We start from the raw sequence: 18,116 nt of genomic DNA, 5'->3' as shown, positions 1-18,116 counted from the left end.
CTTTTAATTGTATTTTATCAAAATCGCCTATGGTTATAAACTCTTCCATTTTCTTATTGCTCCTTTGTTCAATTAATTTTTGATTGGCTTCGTTTAGCCTGTTTAATTCTTTTTCTATATCCAATCTTGGGAACAAGACTTTCCCTTTTTCTAATTTAGTTCCTGGTTCTATTTTACCCCATTCTTTTGCATCTTGCCAATTAATATTATGGTTAAATCCAATTTGTTTTAATATTTCATTAGAAGTCCTCTCCATAAATGGACTTAAAAGCAACCCTATGATCCTTATACTTTCAGTTAAATTATACAATACAGTATTAAGTCTTTCTTTATCTTCTTCTTTGGCCAATATCCAAGGTGATGTTTCATCTATATATTTATTGGTCCTTCTAACTACTTTCCATATTTCTTCTAAGGCCTGGCTATAATTTAGTTCATCCATATTATATTCTACCTTTTCTGCTGCTTTTGTAGCCAAGTCTATTAAAGATTTATCAATATCCTCTTCTTTTGTAGGGGAAGGAAGAAGACCTCCATTATATTTTTCTACCATGGTAACAGTTCTACTGACTAAATTTCCTAAATCATTGGCTAAATCCGAGTTAAGCCTTTGTAAAAATTTCTCCCTTGAGAAAGATCCATCTTGGCCAAAGGAAAACTCTCTTAACAGGAAGTATCTAAATGCATCTATGCCGTAAAGCTCTATTAACGGTTCTGGATATATTACATTACCTTTAGATTTTGACATCTTATCATCTTCAAATAATATCCAGCCATGGCCAAATACCTTATGAGGTAGTTCTAAATCTAAAGCCATTAATAATGCAGGCCATATTATTGTGTGGAATCTAACTATTTCTTTACCGACTAGATGAACATTTGCAGGCCAATACTTCTTGAATTTTTCATCATTTTCTGTTCCATAACCTAAGGCAGTAATATAGCAGGATAGGGCATCTATCCATACGTATACTACGTGTTTAGGATCAAAGGGTACCTTAATTCCCCAATCAAAACTAGTTCTGGATACACAAAGATCTTCTAATCCTTCTTTTAAGAAATTATTTAGCATTTCATTTTTTCTTGATTCTGGCTGTAAAAATTGTGGATTGTCTTTATAAAGTTGGATTATTCTATCCTTATACTTAGATAGTTTGAAAAAATATGCTTCTTCTTTAGCTAGGTGGACTTCTCTGCCACAGTCTGGACATTTTCCATCAACTAATTGGCTCTCTGCCCAGAAAGCTTCACAGGGAGTGCAATATAAACCTTCATAATTAGATTTGTAGATATCCCCTTTTTCATATAGCTTTTGAAATATCTTTTGTACTACCTTTTCATGATCCTTGTCAGTTGTCCTTATAAATTTATCATAGGATACTCCTAGCATATTCCAGAGTTTCTTTATATCTTTTACTATTCCGTCTACATATTCTTTCGGTTCCATATTATGTTCTTTTGCCTTTTCTTGAATCTTTTGCCCATGTTCATCAGATCCAGTTACAAGATAGGCATCATAGCCTTGAGCTATTTTAAATTTTTTTAATGTATCTGCTGCTATAGTGGTATAGGTATGACCTATATGCAGATTATCACTAGGATAATATATTGGTGTTGTTATATAAAACTTTTTCACATCTATTCCTCCTTCTATTAATTTATTTTCTTGTTAATATCAAAAAAACCCTCATCTCTATATAGAGACGAAGGTTTGAAATTCGTGTTACCACTCTAATTCGTTTAAACTTCGCAGTTTAAACCTCCATAGGTTACACTAGTATAACCGGGCACATGATAACGGGTGCTTCCGCTACAGTTTACTAAATTTCAACTGTAAAGTTTAGGGGCCATGTTCAGATTAATCTTCAACGCTGGCTTTCACCGACCCCAGCTCTCTAAAGTCTCTGATTAAACCTACTCTTCCCTTCATTACCTTTATTATATACTGGTTTATTTACTTAAACAATATACAGGAAAATTTTAGTTTTGTCAAGCTAAAATATTTATTGTGACCAGCCTTTGCCTTATACATATAATGATATTAGTTATATAAGAAAAGCTTCTATCAAAATATTATTAAAGAAGCTTTTCTTGAAACTCATAACGGAAAGTTCTTTTATTTAATATTTTATAAGTGAGAACTTTCCTATTCGTTATAAAAGGAGTGATATTATGTATTCACAAGATTATGAACAAAAGCATCCAGCGGTACCACCTCTATATCCAATGGATCCATGTAGGCCAAAACCTTATGAACCAGAACCTATGCCCTATGAACCTATGCCAGTAGAACCATATATGCCTATGCCAATGGATCCCTACATGCCATATATGCCATGTCCTATGATGGATCCTAGGTTTAGAGATTGTGTTAGAGTTTGTATGATGCAATGTGGTCATTATCCGATGTACCCTGAGTATCCAATGGATATGTATTATGGGGATGCTAATATGGATGGATCAGCTACCTATTATCCTGAAGAAATGAAATAAAGAAATGTCCTCAACAAGAGGACATTTCTTTATTATTACAAAAACTTAACATTTCTCCTTTGATTAATAATACTAAACCTTCGAAATGTAAAATTATAACATTTAAAAGATTTGTAATGCCGAATTTTACCAATCTTTTAAAACTTACAGAATATATTGAATAATATGGGAAATAATAAATAAAAAATATATTTGAAACTATTTTTTAACTTTTTGCTGGAAAATAATGGGCAAAAATTTGACAGTAAAATCCTTTTTGAATAGAATACTATCTAGTCAAAATATAGGAGGTAAAAAACATGGAAGAATTTACAGCCAAAAAGGCTAACCATTTTAAAATGTTGACTGTCCTCGCTATAACTGCAAGTTTATCTTTGGGAGTATATATGCATACAGCTAAGGATATTACCATATCAATAGATGATGAACAAAAAAAGGTAGTAACCTATGCTGATACAGTAGAACAATTACTTAAATTAGAAGATATTATTTTAGATAAGGATGCATATATCAACGTTCCCTTGGACACTAGGTTAGAAAATAATATGAACATAATTATAAAAACACCTAAACCTTATACATTGGCAATTGGAGATAAAAGGTATGAGGTTGAATCGGTTCATGTTAAGGTCCAAGATATACTAAAGGATTTAAACATTGAACTGGAAGATTTGGACTACACCTACCCTAGCCTTGATGAGGAGACTTCACCTGGCTCAGAAATTGAAATTGTCAAGGTAGAAGAGGTAATAGAGGAATTGGAAGAATCCATTCCTTATGAAAAGATGATTAAAAAAAATGACAGACTAGATATAGGTGTAGAAAATACCATCCAAGAAGGAAAAGAAGGATTAAAAAGTATAAAGATAAAGAAAGTATTTGAAAATGGTAAACTTATTGCAGAAAATATTATAGAAGAAGAAACTATTATAGAACCTATTCCTAAAATCATTGAAAAAGGAACAAGGAACACTTTAGCTTCTTCTAGAGGAAATATAAGGTATAGAAAAGCTATTACTATGACAGCAACAGCATATGATCTATCTTACCAAAGCACTGGTAAAAGACCTGGAGATAGGTATTATGGTATTACAGCATCTGGTACTAAAGCCAGATCTGGAGTTGTAGCAGTAGATCCAAATGTAATACCCTTGGGCACAAGATTGTATGTAGAAAGCCTTGACGGTACCAAAGATTATGGTTTATGTATAGCTGAGGACACAGGTGGAGCTATTAAAGGAAATAAAATTGACTTATTTTTTAATACAGCTAGTGAGGTCAAAAACTTTGGTAGACGTAAAGTAAAAGTTTATATATTAGACTAGTTTGAAACAATGCACAATTGTTAGGGCGACCTTTGGTCGCCTTAAAACCCAAAAGCTAGACTCTAAAAATTGTGAACTGTGAACTGTCCATTGCCAAAGATTGTTAATTGTAAAAAATTCCACATATGAATATTGTTATAAAAATAGATATTATGTAGGATATTAGGGCTGCCTTTAATGTGTGTTTATGATCTTTTACTCCTATGGAGCCAAAGTATAAGGCGATTGTATAGAATATTGTCTCTGATGAACCCATCATTACAGAAGCCACTACTCCTGGAAAGGAATCTGGCCCATAATGGCCTATGGTATCCTTGACTACTCCTAATGCCCCAGATCCTGATATGGGTCTAATTAATATCAAAGGAAGGATTTCCTTTGGTATACCAAGTAATTTAGTTATAGGACTTAAAAGATTGGTAAACATATCAAGAGCACTGGAACCTCTAAATATACCTATAGCTATAAATATAGCAATTAAATAGGGCATAATCTTAATAGCAGTTTTAAAACCTTCTACTGCTCCCTCAGTAAAGGTAGTGTAAATATCTATACCCTTTATATATCCATGACTAAGGATTATTAGTACCATAAATGGCACAATTCCTAAAGAGATAATTTCTAACATTTCCTTCCCCTTTCAAATATTTTTCCAACTATTATAGCTACAACGGTTGATAAAAAGGTGGCTAATATGGTTATACCTATTATTCCTGTAGGATCCTTAGAGCCATAATCATATCTAAGTTTTACTACAGTTAAAGGCACTAATTGTAGTGAAGACATATTTATTATCAAAAACATAGCCATGGCATTGGTGGCTCTCCTTTTATCTGGGTTTAAACTATTTAATTCCTTCATCGCCTTTAAGCCAAAAGCTGTGGCACCATTTCCTACACCAAACATATTGGCTATAAAATTCATCAATATCCATCTTTCAGCTGGATGACCTTTGGGGATATTAGGAAATAGTAACCTTATTATAGGTCTAAATCCTTTTGATATACTTTTTATAAGCCCAGATTTTTCTGCAACATTCATAATACCCAGCCAAAAACACATAATGCCAATGAGACTTATTGCAAAGGTGACCCCTTCCTGTGCTTCCTTTAATATGATATTATTTATCTCTCCTAGGTTCCCTGTAAAAACCCCATATAAAATACCAACAAATATCATTAGAAACCATATGGTGTTAATCATAAAAAAACCCCTTTCATAGAAATATATGAAAGGAGTTTGATTAATATTTATAATTATTCAAAGGATAGTTTGTAAATATTTAATAATTATATATACCTGGCACGATAAATAGAAACTTATTTTTTATATATGTTGAAAAATGGAGTTTTTTCTTTTTTTAATTGACCTTTGTCTACTAAGTTATTCAGCTTTTCTTCAAATAGTCCTATAGGATAAGTAAGGCCTGTTTCCGATTCTATTTCTTTTATTATATTAATAAAATCATCTCCATTAATTGGAAGTTTATCCTCTATTATTTGTAAAAATTTATTATCATCTTCTACAGTTTTATTTTTTAATTCATCAAAAGGATTTTCCCTATGAGGACTAGTAGTATTAGCTGCCCTAATCCTAGCGAATATAGTCCTTCCCATGGAGGCTTCAGATATAAATACATCTCCTGTTCTCAAATAAGGTAATCTTCTAGCTTCTTCTTCTGTAATATCCGTTTCCTCTTTTATTGTCTGTATATCCGAAGCTCTTACAGTTCTAAATATAAATTTGGTATTCAATTGAGCTGTTATAGTTTCATCTAATAAAGTTGGCCGTTGAGTAGCTAGTATTAAAAAAGCTCCATACTTTCTACCCTCTTGGGATATCTCCTTTAATATGGATTTAGATGGCGAATCATAGCCTTTTGGCGCAAAATTATGAGCTTCGTCTGTTACTACAATGAAAGGCGGGAAATAATCTGCTGTAGTATTTTTATATATGGCATCCTTATAATCCCTTCTCTTATGGTATAGATTGTTTAATAGATAGGTGCTAAATACTTGAAGTATCCTAGTGTTCCCTTGTATTACAATTAATTTCCCCATATGTAAGCCTTCTTCAATGGGTTTAATATCTTTACTAAATATTCCTTCATTGTCTAACCTATTCAATCTCCAAATAATTCCTCTAACAGAACTATAGGGACATGTTTTATCATAGTTTAAATATACTTCCTTCCTCTTTTGCCAACCTTCTTTTTCTAGTCCTGGACTACTTTCTTCTATTCTTCTAACTATTCTATCTAATGAGCCTTCCTCTTGGGCTTCTGCCAGCATTTTAAGTCTATTATGAAAGCTATTATAGGAATCGTTTCTTTTAAATAGTATATCTACAACATTACTCATAGCATCCGTCAATGGACTAGATGCATCTAGTAGATTTTTAATGTCTTGATGGGATAAATCCTCAAAACGAACACCTACATGGAATCCTACTTGTAAACATTTGAATCTGTCTTTATAATCTTTTATTTTCTCCTTAGGCATATATTCTCCTATTTGGCTAAAGTCCATTTCAAAATGGGGATCCAATACTATAGTAGGAATATTTAAATCCATTAATTCCTCTAAAACAACTCTAAGGCCAAAAGACTTCCCTGATCCAGAACCACCAAATACTCCAATATGGGGATATTGATGCATAGATTTTATATCGAATATATAGGGAATATCCCTTTGTTTTTTCAGTTCTCCTTCTTCAAAGGTATATAGTAATTCGTTAAATTCTTCATCCATATTAGCCGCCATTTGATCTGTATTCTTTATAATACCTAATACTAGCCCTTCCTCAGGGGAAGATTTTATCATTAGATCTTTGACTTCTTCAAAGATGGGAACTCTTACATTAGAGCCTGTTTCTACTGGGTATAGAGCTTCGTTTAAAAGCCTTATCTTTCCAATATATATGGTATCCTCTTCTATATTATATCCTATTGCCTTCAAAGACTCTATGACAGAACTATCAGCTAGCTCACCATGCATACTTAAGGGCATATACCTATTATAGGTTTTAGCCTCTACCACTTCCCCTATTAAATCTCCTTGATAAGGGTCTACTATAATTAAAAATTCATTAATTCTAAAATTCCTGTCTTTGGAACCTACATATACTTCTTGTTGAGTAGTAATACCAACTACCTTCATCCTTTTCCCCTCCTATAATGTTCTTTTATCCCTTTCAGAAATAAAGAATTTCTCTAGTATTTCTCTATCTAAATAGGATTCTAATAATCCTCTTATCATCTCATCAGGTATTCGCACTTCCCTATCTATTATATCTATCCAAAGGGGAACTCCTCTACCGTCTTTAGGAGTTAAAGTCAGTACCAGTCTGGCCATCTCTTCTAAATAATCTCTTTGACTATCTAATATATCCATTCCTATTACATTAGGAGCATCGGAACCCCTCATAAATAATGATGATAATCCTTCTTCAGCTTTCTTAGCAACTTCCGATTGAATGGGGACCATTTCTCCATATTCTAATAAACCATATAATAATTCTCTATCATGGAGAGACTCCTTTATAGGTAGGGATTTATCCTTTAAGAGTAAATCTCCTATTATAGAAGTTTTTATGTCCTTTATTACTCCTATTAATATAATATTTTTTTCTTCACATTCTTTCCTAAGTTCCATCCATTTATCGAAACTTTCTATATAGTATCTAATAAGAGAGCCATCCATTATTACTGCATAGGGTTTGAGTTCACGAACCCCCTCCAATGCTACCTCTACCTCTATGGTTGAAAGCTTTTGACTTCTGATGGATTGATCCCTTTCCATAGTATTTTCTAAAATATTATTTTCTTCTTTTTCAGAATATAAAGGAGTATAGAAATCAGTTTTATATATGGGTTTGTCTCTATATATGGTAGATTTAGCTAAACCTTGATAGACTTCTACAAAATGGGGATAGGCTCCTCCCATCCTATTATTAGAACCATCTACTCCTAATATACCTCCCTTTTCTGAATAACAAGCTAATTCATCTGCTGTTAATTTTACTATCTTTTTTATGGGCCCTACATTTTCTTCTATGAAATTTCTAATGAATTTTTTATCTAAAGATAATAATTCCTTATATTTGTCTAATAAAATTTGATTTAAATATACTATCTTATCCTTTAATTCTTCATTAATATTATACATTTTCTCACCTCTTATGGGATGATAACAAATATATTGTATATATTTTAACATTTTGTATTGACTTATTTTGGTAGTTATGGTATTCTTTTATTGTAGAAAAAAGTCGATTATGACCATCAAAATAGGAGGAATGATTATGAAATCAACTGGAATAGTAAGAAAAGTAGACGAATTAGGTAGAGTTGTTATACCTATTGAATTACGAAGGAATCTAGACATTGAGGTAAAGGATGCATTAGAAATATTTGTTGATGGAGAACATATAATTCTAAAAAAATATGCTCCTGCTTGTATCTTTTGTGGACAAGCTAAGGATGTTACTACCTTTAAAGGTAAAAACATATGTCCTTCCTGTATGGAAGACCTTAGAAAGTAACCTTAATACCCGCCTATATGACGGGTTTTTTTATTCTATTTCAATGCTCTCCCTATAGACTAAATTCTTAGACATCCTCCTATCCTCAGCTACCTTTTTCACTGCATCTTTTTTAGATAGACCTTCCTCCATATATAATTTTATATGTTCTTTTATACTTATATTTTGAAATAAGTCCTCCTCTTTTATTTCTGCCCCTTTTACTATTAGAGCAAACTCCCCCTTAGGCTTTTGGGCTTCAAATTTTTCTATACCTTCGGATATGTACCCTCTAAAGGTTTCTTCATGTATCTTGGTCAATTCTCTCGATATAGATATTTGTCTATTGCCTAAAACCTTTTCCATATCCATTAAAAGGCTTAATAGTCTATGGGGAGCCTCATAAAGGATTATAGTCCTTGTTTCGTCTTTTAATCTTTCTAATTCTTTTATCCGATCTTTCTTTTTAGATGGAAGGAAGCCTTCAAAAACAAATTTATCTGTAGGAAGACCTGAAACTACTAATGCAGCAATAGAAGCTGTGGGTCCTGGTAAAACTATAACCTCTATTCCATTTTGTATACTCAGATGGATAATATCTTCTCCTGGGTCCGATATGCCAGGCATTCCTGCATCAGTAACAATTCCAATGTCTTGCCCAGATTTTAACTTTTCTATCAATAAATCTCCCTTAGATTTTTTATTATGTTCGTGATAGGATATTAAAGGTTTTTTTATATTATAATGATTTAAAAGTTTAATAGTATGTCTTGTATCTTCTGCTGCTATTAAATCTACTTCTTTCAATATTCTTATGGTTCTAAGGGTTATATCCTCCAAATTACCTATTGGAGTAGGACATATATAAAGAATTCCTTTGTTCATTTTTATTCTCCTTAACATTACTAAAAAAGACCCTGCACAGGGTCTTTTCTATTTTGGGTTATTATTCTGGTTGAGGTGCATCTACTGGACATACGTTAGCACAAGAACCACAGTCAATACATTTTTCTGGATCAATTACATAGATATCTCCTGCACTGATAGCTTCAGTAGGGCATTCAGCCTCACAAGCTCCACACGCAATACACGCATCGGTAATTTTATATGCCAAATGTTTCACCCCCCAAATTGCTTGTCTAATGCTACGATATAATTTTATCAGATTACTCTCAATAATAAAAGGGTAAATATAATAAATTAATAATTATTTTTTATTCCAAATTTTCCAGATCTTCTTCTTCCCCATCTACTTCATCGGTATACTGAGGGTCCCTCTCATTTGTAATAATTATTTCATCTACTTTATGATTAAATAATTCCTCAGAATCATCATCAAGTTTTACTTTGACCTTCACCATTTCCAATAGAGTATAAGTATCTATTATAGTTCCTTTGCCTTCAGGAGTTATGACTATAGTTCCTACTGTAGGCATCTTCTCCAATAATTTTTCATATGTTTCCTGCTCGTATTTTAAACAACACATAAGCCTTCCACATAATCCAGAAATCTTAGTAGGATTTAAAGATAAGCTTTGTTCCTTGGCCATCTTTATAGAAACAGGTTCAAATTCTCCTAAAAAGGTAGTACAGCATACTGGCTTACCACAAGGGCCTAGTCCTCCTACCATTTTAGCTTCATCCCTTACACCAATTTGTCTTAACTCTATCCTAGTCTTGAAGATAGCTGCTAGATCCTTTACCAATTCTCTGAAATCCACTCTACCATCAGCAGTAAAATAAAAAATAACCTTATTGTTGTCAAAAGTATATTCTACATCTACTAATTTCATTTCTAGATTATGTTCCTCTATTTTTTGTTGACAGATTTTAAAGGCTTCTTGAGCTTTATCTTTGTTGTTTTGATGAATTATAAAATCCTCCTCTTCAGCTACCCGGAGTACCTTTTTCAAAGGTGGTACTATTTCCTCTTCTGTTACCTGCTTTGGGCCTACTATTACATGTCCAAATTCTACTCCTCTAGCCGTTTCTACTACTACATAATCATCCTTATTTATGTCAAACTCATCAGGATCAAAATAATATATCTTTCCTGCCTTTTTAAACCTTACACCTACTACTGTTATCATATATTTTAAACCTCCTGCATTTCTAAAAACATTGTCTCTATAGCTAGTTGGTAATTTACATTCCTGTCAATATTTTGTTTTGTATCTACTATATTATCTATTATATCATTAATCCGTTCAATATTTAAATAGGATACATCAGATAATAAAGGAATTTTATCCCTATTTATTATAAGGCTTGAGTCTCCGACTTGCTTATATATCATTATATCTCTAAACCAATAGAGAATAATATCTAATATTTCCTCATAATCTTCTTTGTTTTTGATAAAAAAATCTATGGAGTTAAATATCCTAGCCTTATCTCCCTTTATTATACTATGGATTATATCAATAATTTCATTTCGTTTTTTAAAAAAGTCCTCAGATTGACATAAAGTGATAGATTTGCCTACACTTCCTTTAGTAAAATTAGCAATAAAATTAGCTTCTTCTATGGTTTTGTCATATTTTGTACTTAATAATTTCACAATTTTTTCATTTTCTACGGGATAAAACTTTATTATTTGACATCTAGACAATATTGTAGGTATAAGATTGTTGCTATTAGAAGTTATCAATATAATATTAATATAGGATGGAGGCTCTTCTAAAGTTTTTAATAAGGCATTTTGTCCCTCCATCCTCATTTCATGGCTATCGTCTATAATTATTATCCTTCTTTTGCTCTCATAGGGAGCTATATTAATATGTTTAATTAAATCATCGATTACCTTTTTCTTAATTATACCTTTTTCTGGCTCTATTAATTTTAAATCTGGATGATTCCAATTATCGAATTTCAAACATGAATTACACCTATTACAAGGTTCAAGGTCTTGTTCTTTACAAAGTAGAGTTTTTGCTAAAGCTAAGGCTACCTTTTTTTTACCTAATGATTCTTCTCCCTCAAATAAATAGCAATGAGATATATAACCTTTCTCTATAGAATTTCTTAAATTCTCTATAATTCTTTGGTGTCCGATTATTTTACTAAAGTCCATGAAATTCCCCCAAAACTATATCTTCTTAAAATCTTCCATATTCAATATAAATATATTTGCACCACCTATATTTATCTCTTCGTTTTCCTTCTTAACTTTTTTGCCTTTACATTCTTCTTCTATGGTTTTTACAACATCGTCTACTTTTTTATCATCTACTCCTATTAAAAGAGTTGTATTACCAGATTTTAAAAAACCTCCTGTAGAAGATAGCTTAGTAGTCCTATATTTTTTATTCATAAGGCTTTTTATAACCTTTGATGAATAATCATCTTGAACTATGGCAACTATAAGTTTCATTCTTATTCCTCCCAATTATATTTTAATATGCTTTTCCACATCTAATATAAACAAGGTGGCTCCTCCAACTTTTACCTCTAATGGATAAGGTATATAGGTATCTCCTGGCATGGATACAGTTAATAAAGAGGTGGTAATATCTCTAGTTTTACAATTTTCTTCAATTATCCTTATTACCTCATCAACTGAATCGTCTTCTACTCCCATTAAAAGGGTAGTATTCCCAGACTTTAAAAATCCTCCTGTAGAAGCTAATTTTGTAACTCTATATTCTCTTTCCATAAGATCATCTACTAGACCTGGTGCATCTTGGTCTTGAACTATGGCGATTATTAGTTTCATTTTTCATTCCTCCTCTTAAGGATATTCTCTATATAATAAATGCTTTGCTTAAATACTTCTTCTATAGATTTAGTGGCATCTATTACTTGAGTGTTCTCTGGATACATATTTAATAGTTTCATATATCCATCATATACTTCTCTATGAAAATCTATTCCCTCTTTTTCTAATCTATCTCCTCCTTTTTCTTCAGTCTTTCTATTAAGAGTAGTTCCTGGATCTACATGAAAGAACAAAGTTAAGTCTGGTCTAATGCCTTTGATGGCAAAATCGTTTATCATCTTTACTTCTTCTATGCCTAATTTTCTACCTACCCCTTGATAAGCCAAACTTGAAAGGATAAACCTTTCACAAAGAACAATTTTTCCTTCCTTCAAAGCTGGCAAAATCTTCTCCTGTACATGCTGACCTCTTGATGCAGCGTAAAGAAGGGCCTCCGTTTCAGCAGCCATACTTTTATTTTCTTCATCTAATATAATATTTCTAATTTTTTCTCCTATTTCTGTTCCACCTGGTTCTCTAGTCCATATAAAATCCGCTTTTTTATCTTTTAAGTAGGTCACTATATGTTTCATAATAGTACTTTTCCCAGATCCATCGGGCCCTTCTAATGTTATAAATATTCCTTTCAATATTAAGTCATTCCCTTCTAATCTACTACTTCTATCTTTTCTCTATTATAGCCTATAAGCCCTATAATTTCTATACCCTTATCCATTAAAAACCAGATATATTCTATTAAGTCTTTAGTAATTAATTCTCCTGGACATATAAGGGGTATCCCTGGTGGATATGGGATTATAAAAGAAGCTGATAGTTTTCCTATAGAGTCATTTAAATTCAAAACCTTTTTTTCCCTATAAAAGGCTTTATAGATTGGCAAGCCTATTTTAGGTTTTGGTATCTCTATATTTATATCTTTAGTTTCTTCATAGGGTATATTTTTTGCTATATCTTCTACAGCCTTTATTAGAAAATCAAAATCCCTTTCTTGGTTCATCAGACTAGTTAATGCTAGACAATATTTGTAGTCTTCCATTTCTAGATAAATATTGTACTTCTCCCTTAATATCTCACTTAACCTAGGTCCTGTTATTCCATCTATTCTAAATAGTATTTTGGTAATATCTTTGTCAAAGATGGTTTTATCCTCTTTATCTCCAGTAAACAAGTTAACTCTTGGGACTTTTTTCAATTCTTTTGTTAATTCATGGATTTTTTTTAGATTTCTTTCTAGTTTTAGCTTACCTTCTCCTTCCATATAGGCCCTTGCAATTTCTAGAGAAACCATAAACAAGTAAGAAGGGCTGGTTGTCTGGTAGAGGGAGGACATAGTTTTTAATTTTTCTATATTTACCCGATTTGAACCAACATGAATCATAGAGGTTTGAGTAAAGCTAGGTAAAGTTTTATGGATACTTTGTACCGTTATATCTGCTCCTGCTTTTAGAGCAGATATAGGTAGTCTTTCCGAAAAGACAAAATGGCTGCCATGAGCTTCATCTATTAATAATAGTTTATCATATCTATAGGCTAATTCAGCTACCCTTTTTATATTGGAACAGATTCCATAGTAATCTGGATAGGTTAAAACTATTGCTTTTATTTCTGGAGATTCTTTCAGTTTTTTTTCTATTATATCCAGATCTACTCCTGTAAATAACCCATAGTTTTTATTATAATTTGGATATATGTATTCTATTTCCAACCTATTTAAAATAGCTCCATTATATATAGATTTATGAGAATTTCTTTGAATTAATATCTTATCTCCCGGATTGGTTATTGTTCCCAAAGCTATGTAAATTCCTCCTGTAGTTCCATTGATAGAGTATAGAGTAGTTTTTGATCCAAAGGTTTCTGCTGCTAAAAATTGACTTTCTTTAATAATACCTCTTGGATCATGAAGGTTGTCCATTCCATATAACTCTGTTATATCTAATTGGGGAACAAATTCTTCCCAATTTATTAAAGTGTTTTTTCCTTTATGTCCTGGAGTATGGAAGGATATTGGGTTTTTATCTAATAATTTCTTTATTTCATCAAAAATAGGTGTTTCCATTAATTTTCACCTGCCTATAATATTTATATTAATTATATAATATTTACTAAAAGTTTTAACCCCGTATTTTATTCTACGGGGTTTAAGATTATCTTACTGTATATATATTTTTTTAAAATTAACTTCATTTTCTCTTTATAATAATCGTACTTTTTATTGGATATGGAAATAGTTGCTATAGCAGTAAAACATTCACTGCATAGATTTGTCCCTAGTAAATTAATACCATTCCTTGCCTTTTGATTACATAGTTTGCAATTCACATAATCAGCCCCTTGCTAATGTATTTACTAGGATTATTGCCTCATTATTATATACTATTCAGGGAAAATCCCTTTTGTGCTTGGCTAGATAAAATTTAATATGAAATATTTATCTTTTCACCACATTTAATACATTTTCTATCCCTTATACCATTAATTTCTCCCCTATCGTACCTACTGATAACCTGACTAGAACAATTGGGACAATAAGTGTTGTTATCAATGCCCCATACATTTCCTATATATACATAATCTAAATATTTTTTAGCAATTTTTTTGGCTCTTAATAATGTATCATAGGTAGTTTCAGGTGATTTCATCTTATAAGCAGGAAAATATTTAGATAGATGGAGAGGTATGCTTTTATCTATACTTCTAATCCACTGAGCTAATCTATTTATTTCATCATCAGAGTCATTTTCTCCTTCTATAATCAAAGTGGTTATTTCTACATGGGTGGATTTGGCTGCTAATTCAATAGTCTTCTGTACTGGTTCTAATTTTCCTTTACATATCCTTCTATAATAATCTTCTTCTATGGACTTTAAATCTATATTCATGCCATCAATATGGGGTAACAATTGTTTTAAAGGTTCTTCATTTATATATCCATTGGTTACCAATACATTTTTTAACTTATGTCTTTTGGCTAACTTGGCCATATGGTATACATATTCATAGGAAATACTAGGTTCGTTATAGGTATAAGCAATACCAATAGAATCCCTAGATTTCCCCAATAGGATAATATCCTCATCTTCTATCTCCATAGTAAGAGAATCTTCATGGGCTATTTCCCAATTTTGACAAAAATCGCAGGCCAGATTACAACCGAAGCTTCCTATAGATAGAATATTTGAACCAGGATAGAAATGGTATAATGGTTTCTTCTCTATGGGATCATAGGCATAAGAAGTAATTTTCCCATAATTTAAGGATATAAGGATCCCATTTATATTTTTCCTAGCTTTACAAATTCCTATATTTCCATCTTGGATAGTGCAGTTATGAGGACAAAGATGACATTTTACTATATTTTTTTCTTTTTTTTCATAATACATACATTCCATAATATTACCCCCTTAAAAATGCCTTATTACCTCAAAACGTTCTAGTTTATAATCCTCGTATTCTGGTATGCCTGCTTTATTTAAGGCTATTCTAACCTGTTCTTGGGGAGTGTCTACTCCTTCTATATTAGGCAATAACAGCCCTTTTCTAAATCCCTTAGATACTATTACTCCATATTTTTCTACATCTAGTTCTTCCAAAAAAGAAATAGGTTCGGGTTTCATCAGTACATCTACTGAATATACTAACTCAGACAGTTCTTCCTCCTCTACTGGGTCAAAACGGGGATCTTTCAATCCGGCGCTAATGGCATTTTCAATTATCTCAGTTGCTAAATTTATCTGTGTAGGTTCTATGGTGCCTATACATCCTCTTAACATTCCATCCTTTTTTATGGTTACAAAGGCTCCACGCCTACTACTTAATAATTCTTCACTTAAATTATCAGGAACTTTTATTCTTTCCTTATATTTTACATAATGTTCTAAACTAGCTCTGGCTAACTTTACATATTCATCTTCTTCTTTTCTAGTTTTGGCAACCTTTTCTTTTTCTATCTGAATTAAGTCTTCCAATATTTTGTTTCCGGCCTCCTTGTTTAATACTGAAAATTTTGCATTACAATAGCCTACTCCAAAAGGACCTTCATAGGATAGAATTTCAGGTTCTATTTTAAACCCATCTAAAAATCCAGAAAGTATCATAAGAGAACGAAGACCACATTCACCAGCCCTTTCACTTAGGCTTAGGTCAAAGGAAACTATGGATTTAAAATCTCCCATTCTTAAAAGCTCAACTACTTTTTTATCAAATTTTTCTCCGTAAGGAGAATAAGAATAAGGTCCTTTATTAGATAATTTATGGGAAAGATCTCCACTGGCAATAAATACCGCCTCTTCTTCCGATTCTAATACTAACCTTTGGATTAATTGTCCAAAAATAAATAATTCCTTAGGGGATAGTAGACCATAGGTTATGTGGATAAGTTTGAAATCTTTATACTCTTTATCCACAAAGTATAAAGGTACTAAGGCTCCATGGTCTAGTTTTAAACTGATATCAAAGTCTTTAGCCAATTCTTCGTCAATTTTTGCAATGGGAATATTTTCTATACCACTTTTTTTAATAATATTATTTACTAGTTCTAGATTATTTTGAAATTTAATTCTTACATTAGCTGCTCCAAAATTTCCAAAATCCCCTTCTAAATATTCCTTTATTGATATGGAGATGGCATCTCTAAATAATGGTCCATGGGGTGTTATGATAATTATTGTACTAGGCCTTTTCTCCTTTATATCCTTTGCCAATTTTATAGATCCTTCTAAGGTTTTTTTAGCCCTATCTTCCTGTCCTCTGCCAATTTCTTCAACTATAATAGGAGGATGGGGAAATAGATAGGCTGATAGTATTTTACCCATTTTTTCACTCCTTGCTTTTTAGCATTCTTTTTAATCCTTTCAAGATCTGTTCATTGGGAATAAATATAAAGCTTATCTTTTTATTATTATCTATAAATCCTCCAACATATACTTCTTTTTCTTTTTTATTAAAGGTAAAGTTGTATTTATATTTTTCGTCTCCTTTATAAGGTTTTATATAGGTTATATTAGGCTTGTCTATACTTAATATGTGAAATTTTCTTTTCCCTATAACTCTATAAAATATGAGTTGTTCTCCTTCTATAATATAGGAGTATTTAGAAAAATATTTGATGAGTATAAAGCTGCAGCTTATTACCACTAGAAATATAATTGCTATATTGGTAACATAGGGGGAAAGGTTTTCTACATATCTATCCATTAAAAAAATAATAAAATCAATTAGGATTGCAAATACTATAATTACCAAAAAAGTTCTAAAGACCGACTTTTCTTGTCTTTCAACTATCTGTTCCATTGACATTCCTCCTTAATCCTATTTTAATGGAATAAAAGGATAATGGCAAATATTAAAAAACAGATAAGCAAAATTTAAGCTTATCTGTTTTGTAGTTACATTATTGGTTTTTATTCTTCTTCTGATTCTTCTTCGCCTATTACTGGAACATCTACATCGACTTCTTCTACATCTTCATCTAATTCTTCTAATTCTTCTTCTGATGTAGGCTCTATTAGACTAGCTATTACATCATCTGCTTCTCTAAATACAACTATATCTTCATTAGCAAAAATATCTAAATCGGATACAAAAACAGGTGTATTGTAATCGATATGAGATACATCTACTTCGATTGATTGAGGAATATCCATTGGTAGACATTCTATCTCAATTTCGTCTAATTGTTGCATTAAGATACCTTCTTTTGATTCGATATTATCCCTACCTACTAAGACGATAGGAATAGTCAATTTAACAGTTTCATCCATATTAAGTTTTTGAAAATCTACATGTAGATATTGTTTTTTAAAGGGATGAACTTGTACTTCCTTTATCAGTACAGGTACAACATTCCCATCTAAGTCTAAGTCTATTAAAGTACTCATTCCAGCACTTCTATACACCTTATCAAAATCTCGTCTACCTACTTGAATATGTTCTGTTTCTTGACCTTTGCCGTATAAAACTCCTGGCACAAAGTCTCCTTGACGAAGTTTATCAACTTTGTTTTTTCCTAGTCCTGTTCTTTTTTCTACTTGTATTTTAATCGCTGCCATGTAGCTACC

21 protein-coding genes and 1 other annotated feature are annotated in these 18,116 nt (G+C 31.7%); of the genes, 3 read left to right on the top strand and 18 right to left on the bottom strand.

Annotated elements, in window-relative coordinates; genetic code table 11:
- Window positions 1-1,642: methionine--tRNA ligase (gene metG / locus C3E89_RS03300; RefSeq protein ID WP_236913431.1), on the bottom strand; the 1,642-nt coding region annotated here is incomplete at its 3' end.
- Window positions 1,643-1,696: 54 nt separating this feature from the next.
- Window positions 1,697-1,939: a binding site (T-box leader), on the bottom strand.
- A 233-nt stretch (window positions 1,940-2,172) separates the two neighbouring features.
- Between metG and C3E89_RS03295 the strand changes: the two genes are divergently transcribed.
- Together C3E89_RS03295 and C3E89_RS03290 are read left to right on the top strand one after the other, a co-directional pair.
- Window positions 2,173-2,493, top strand: a complete 321-nt coding sequence (locus tag C3E89_RS03295; RefSeq protein WP_236911070.1) for a hypothetical protein — start codon at window positions 2,173-2,175, stop codon at window positions 2,491-2,493.
- 299 nt (window positions 2,494-2,792) lie between these two features.
- Window positions 2,793-3,818, top strand: a complete 1,026-nt coding sequence (locus C3E89_RS03290) for a 3D domain-containing protein (protein ID WP_236911069.1) — start codon at window positions 2,793-2,795, stop codon at window positions 3,816-3,818.
- 103 nt (window positions 3,819-3,921) lie between these two features.
- On the opposite strand, the gene C3E89_RS03285 is transcribed toward C3E89_RS03290, so the two are convergent.
- From C3E89_RS03285 to C3E89_RS03270, 4 genes are all read right to left on the bottom strand, one after another.
- The gene (locus tag C3E89_RS03285; RefSeq protein ID WP_236911068.1) at window positions 3,922-4,446 is read right to left on the bottom strand and encodes a spore maturation protein; all 525 of its coding nucleotides are present in this window, start codon (window positions 4,444-4,446) and stop codon (window positions 3,922-3,924) included.
- Complete coding sequence (locus C3E89_RS03280) at window positions 4,440-5,021, bottom strand: nucleoside recognition domain-containing protein (RefSeq protein WP_236911067.1); 582 nt, start codon at window positions 5,019-5,021, stop codon at window positions 4,440-4,442. The genes C3E89_RS03285 and C3E89_RS03280 overlap by 7 nt, the downstream gene beginning before the upstream one ends.
- A gap of 116 nt (window positions 5,022-5,137) precedes the next feature.
- Entirely contained in the window at window positions 5,138-6,976 is a 1,839-nt protein-coding gene (locus tag C3E89_RS03275) for an ATP-binding protein (RefSeq protein ID WP_236911066.1), read from the bottom strand.
- A 12-nt stretch (window positions 6,977-6,988) separates the two neighbouring features.
- Window positions 6,989-7,984: a DNA double-strand break repair nuclease NurA gene (locus C3E89_RS03270; RefSeq protein ID WP_236911065.1), complete on the bottom strand. Its 996-nt coding sequence runs from the start codon at window positions 7,982-7,984 to the stop codon at window positions 6,989-6,991.
- 136 nt (window positions 7,985-8,120) lie between these two features.
- On the opposite strand from C3E89_RS03270, the gene C3E89_RS03265 reads away from it, so the two are divergent.
- Window positions 8,121-8,360 (top strand): AbrB/MazE/SpoVT family DNA-binding domain-containing protein, encoded by a 240-nt coding sequence (locus C3E89_RS03265; protein ID WP_272876558.1) that lies wholly within the window; start codon window positions 8,121-8,123, stop codon window positions 8,358-8,360.
- A 30-nt stretch (window positions 8,361-8,390) separates the two neighbouring features.
- Here the strand turns inward: C3E89_RS03265 and rsmI are convergent, their stop codons facing one another.
- The 13 genes from rsmI to C3E89_RS03200 all read right to left on the bottom strand — a co-directional run bounded on the left by rsmI (window position 8,391) and on the right by C3E89_RS03200 (window position 18,107).
- The gene (rsmI, locus tag C3E89_RS03260) at window positions 8,391-9,224 is read right to left on the bottom strand and encodes a 16S rRNA (cytidine(1402)-2'-O)-methyltransferase (protein ID WP_236911063.1); all 834 of its coding nucleotides are present in this window, start codon (window positions 9,222-9,224) and stop codon (window positions 8,391-8,393) included.
- A 61-nt stretch (window positions 9,225-9,285) separates the two neighbouring features.
- Window positions 9,286-9,453: a DUF362 domain-containing protein gene (locus C3E89_RS03255; RefSeq protein ID WP_236911062.1), complete on the bottom strand. Its 168-nt coding sequence runs from the start codon at window positions 9,451-9,453 to the stop codon at window positions 9,286-9,288.
- A 100-nt stretch (window positions 9,454-9,553) separates the two neighbouring features.
- On the bottom strand, window positions 9,554-10,429 hold the full coding sequence (locus C3E89_RS03250) for a PSP1 domain-containing protein (RefSeq protein WP_236911061.1): 876 nt from the start codon (window positions 10,427-10,429) through the stop codon (window positions 9,554-9,556).
- Between the two features lie 5 nt (window positions 10,430-10,434).
- Window positions 10,435-11,412: a DNA polymerase III subunit delta' gene (gene holB / locus C3E89_RS03245; RefSeq protein ID WP_236911060.1), complete on the bottom strand. Its 978-nt coding sequence runs from the start codon at window positions 11,410-11,412 to the stop codon at window positions 10,435-10,437.
- 15 nt (window positions 11,413-11,427) lie between these two features.
- A complete protein-coding gene (locus C3E89_RS03240; RefSeq protein WP_236911059.1) occupies window positions 11,428-11,712 on the bottom strand; it encodes a cyclic-di-AMP receptor in 285 nt (94 codons plus the stop codon).
- Between the two features lie 15 nt (window positions 11,713-11,727).
- Window positions 11,728-12,054 carry a cyclic-di-AMP receptor gene (locus C3E89_RS03235; protein ID WP_236911058.1) on the bottom strand — a complete coding sequence of 109 codons (327 nt, stop codon included), beginning with the start codon at window positions 12,052-12,054 and terminating at the stop codon, window positions 11,728-11,730.
- On the bottom strand, window positions 12,051-12,686 hold the full coding sequence (tmk, locus tag C3E89_RS03230; protein WP_272876557.1) for a dTMP kinase: 636 nt from the start codon (window positions 12,684-12,686) through the stop codon (window positions 12,051-12,053). The genes C3E89_RS03235 and tmk overlap by 4 nt, the downstream gene beginning before the upstream one ends.
- A 17-nt stretch (window positions 12,687-12,703) precedes the next feature.
- Window positions 12,704-14,116 carry an aminotransferase class I/II-fold pyridoxal phosphate-dependent enzyme gene (locus C3E89_RS03225; RefSeq protein ID WP_236911057.1) on the bottom strand — a complete coding sequence of 471 codons (1,413 nt, stop codon included), beginning with the start codon at window positions 14,114-14,116 and terminating at the stop codon, window positions 12,704-12,706.
- Between the two features lie 68 nt (window positions 14,117-14,184).
- Window positions 14,185-14,379: a sigma factor G inhibitor Gin gene (locus C3E89_RS03220; RefSeq protein ID WP_236911056.1), complete on the bottom strand. Its 195-nt coding sequence runs from the start codon at window positions 14,377-14,379 to the stop codon at window positions 14,185-14,187.
- A gap of 95 nt (window positions 14,380-14,474) precedes the next feature.
- Entirely contained in the window at window positions 14,475-15,449 is a 975-nt protein-coding gene (gene amrS, locus C3E89_RS03215) for an AmmeMemoRadiSam system radical SAM enzyme (protein WP_236911055.1), read from the bottom strand.
- A 12-nt stretch (window positions 15,450-15,461) separates the two neighbouring features.
- A complete protein-coding gene (amrA, locus tag C3E89_RS03210) occupies window positions 15,462-16,871 on the bottom strand; it encodes an AmmeMemoRadiSam system protein A (RefSeq protein ID WP_236911054.1) in 1,410 nt (469 codons plus the stop codon).
- A 4-nt stretch (window positions 16,872-16,875) separates the two neighbouring features.
- Window positions 16,876-17,349 carry a hypothetical protein gene (locus tag C3E89_RS03205; protein WP_236911053.1) on the bottom strand — a complete coding sequence of 158 codons (474 nt, stop codon included), beginning with the start codon at window positions 17,347-17,349 and terminating at the stop codon, window positions 16,876-16,878.
- 110 nt (window positions 17,350-17,459) lie between these two features.
- Window positions 17,460-18,107, bottom strand: a complete 648-nt coding sequence (locus tag C3E89_RS03200; protein WP_236911052.1) for a 50S ribosomal protein L25 — start codon at window positions 18,105-18,107, stop codon at window positions 17,460-17,462.
- Window positions 18,108-18,116 lie beyond the last annotated feature (9 nt).

It is taken from the genome of Clostridium sp. Cult1, assembly GCF_021655095.1.
In the GTDB taxonomy this organism is placed as follows: domain Bacteria; phylum Bacillota; class Clostridia; order Tissierellales; family Tepidimicrobiaceae; genus Schnuerera.
The sequence above is the reverse complement of the archived record's forward strand: the minus strand, read 5'-3'. Positions and strand labels throughout refer to the sequence as shown.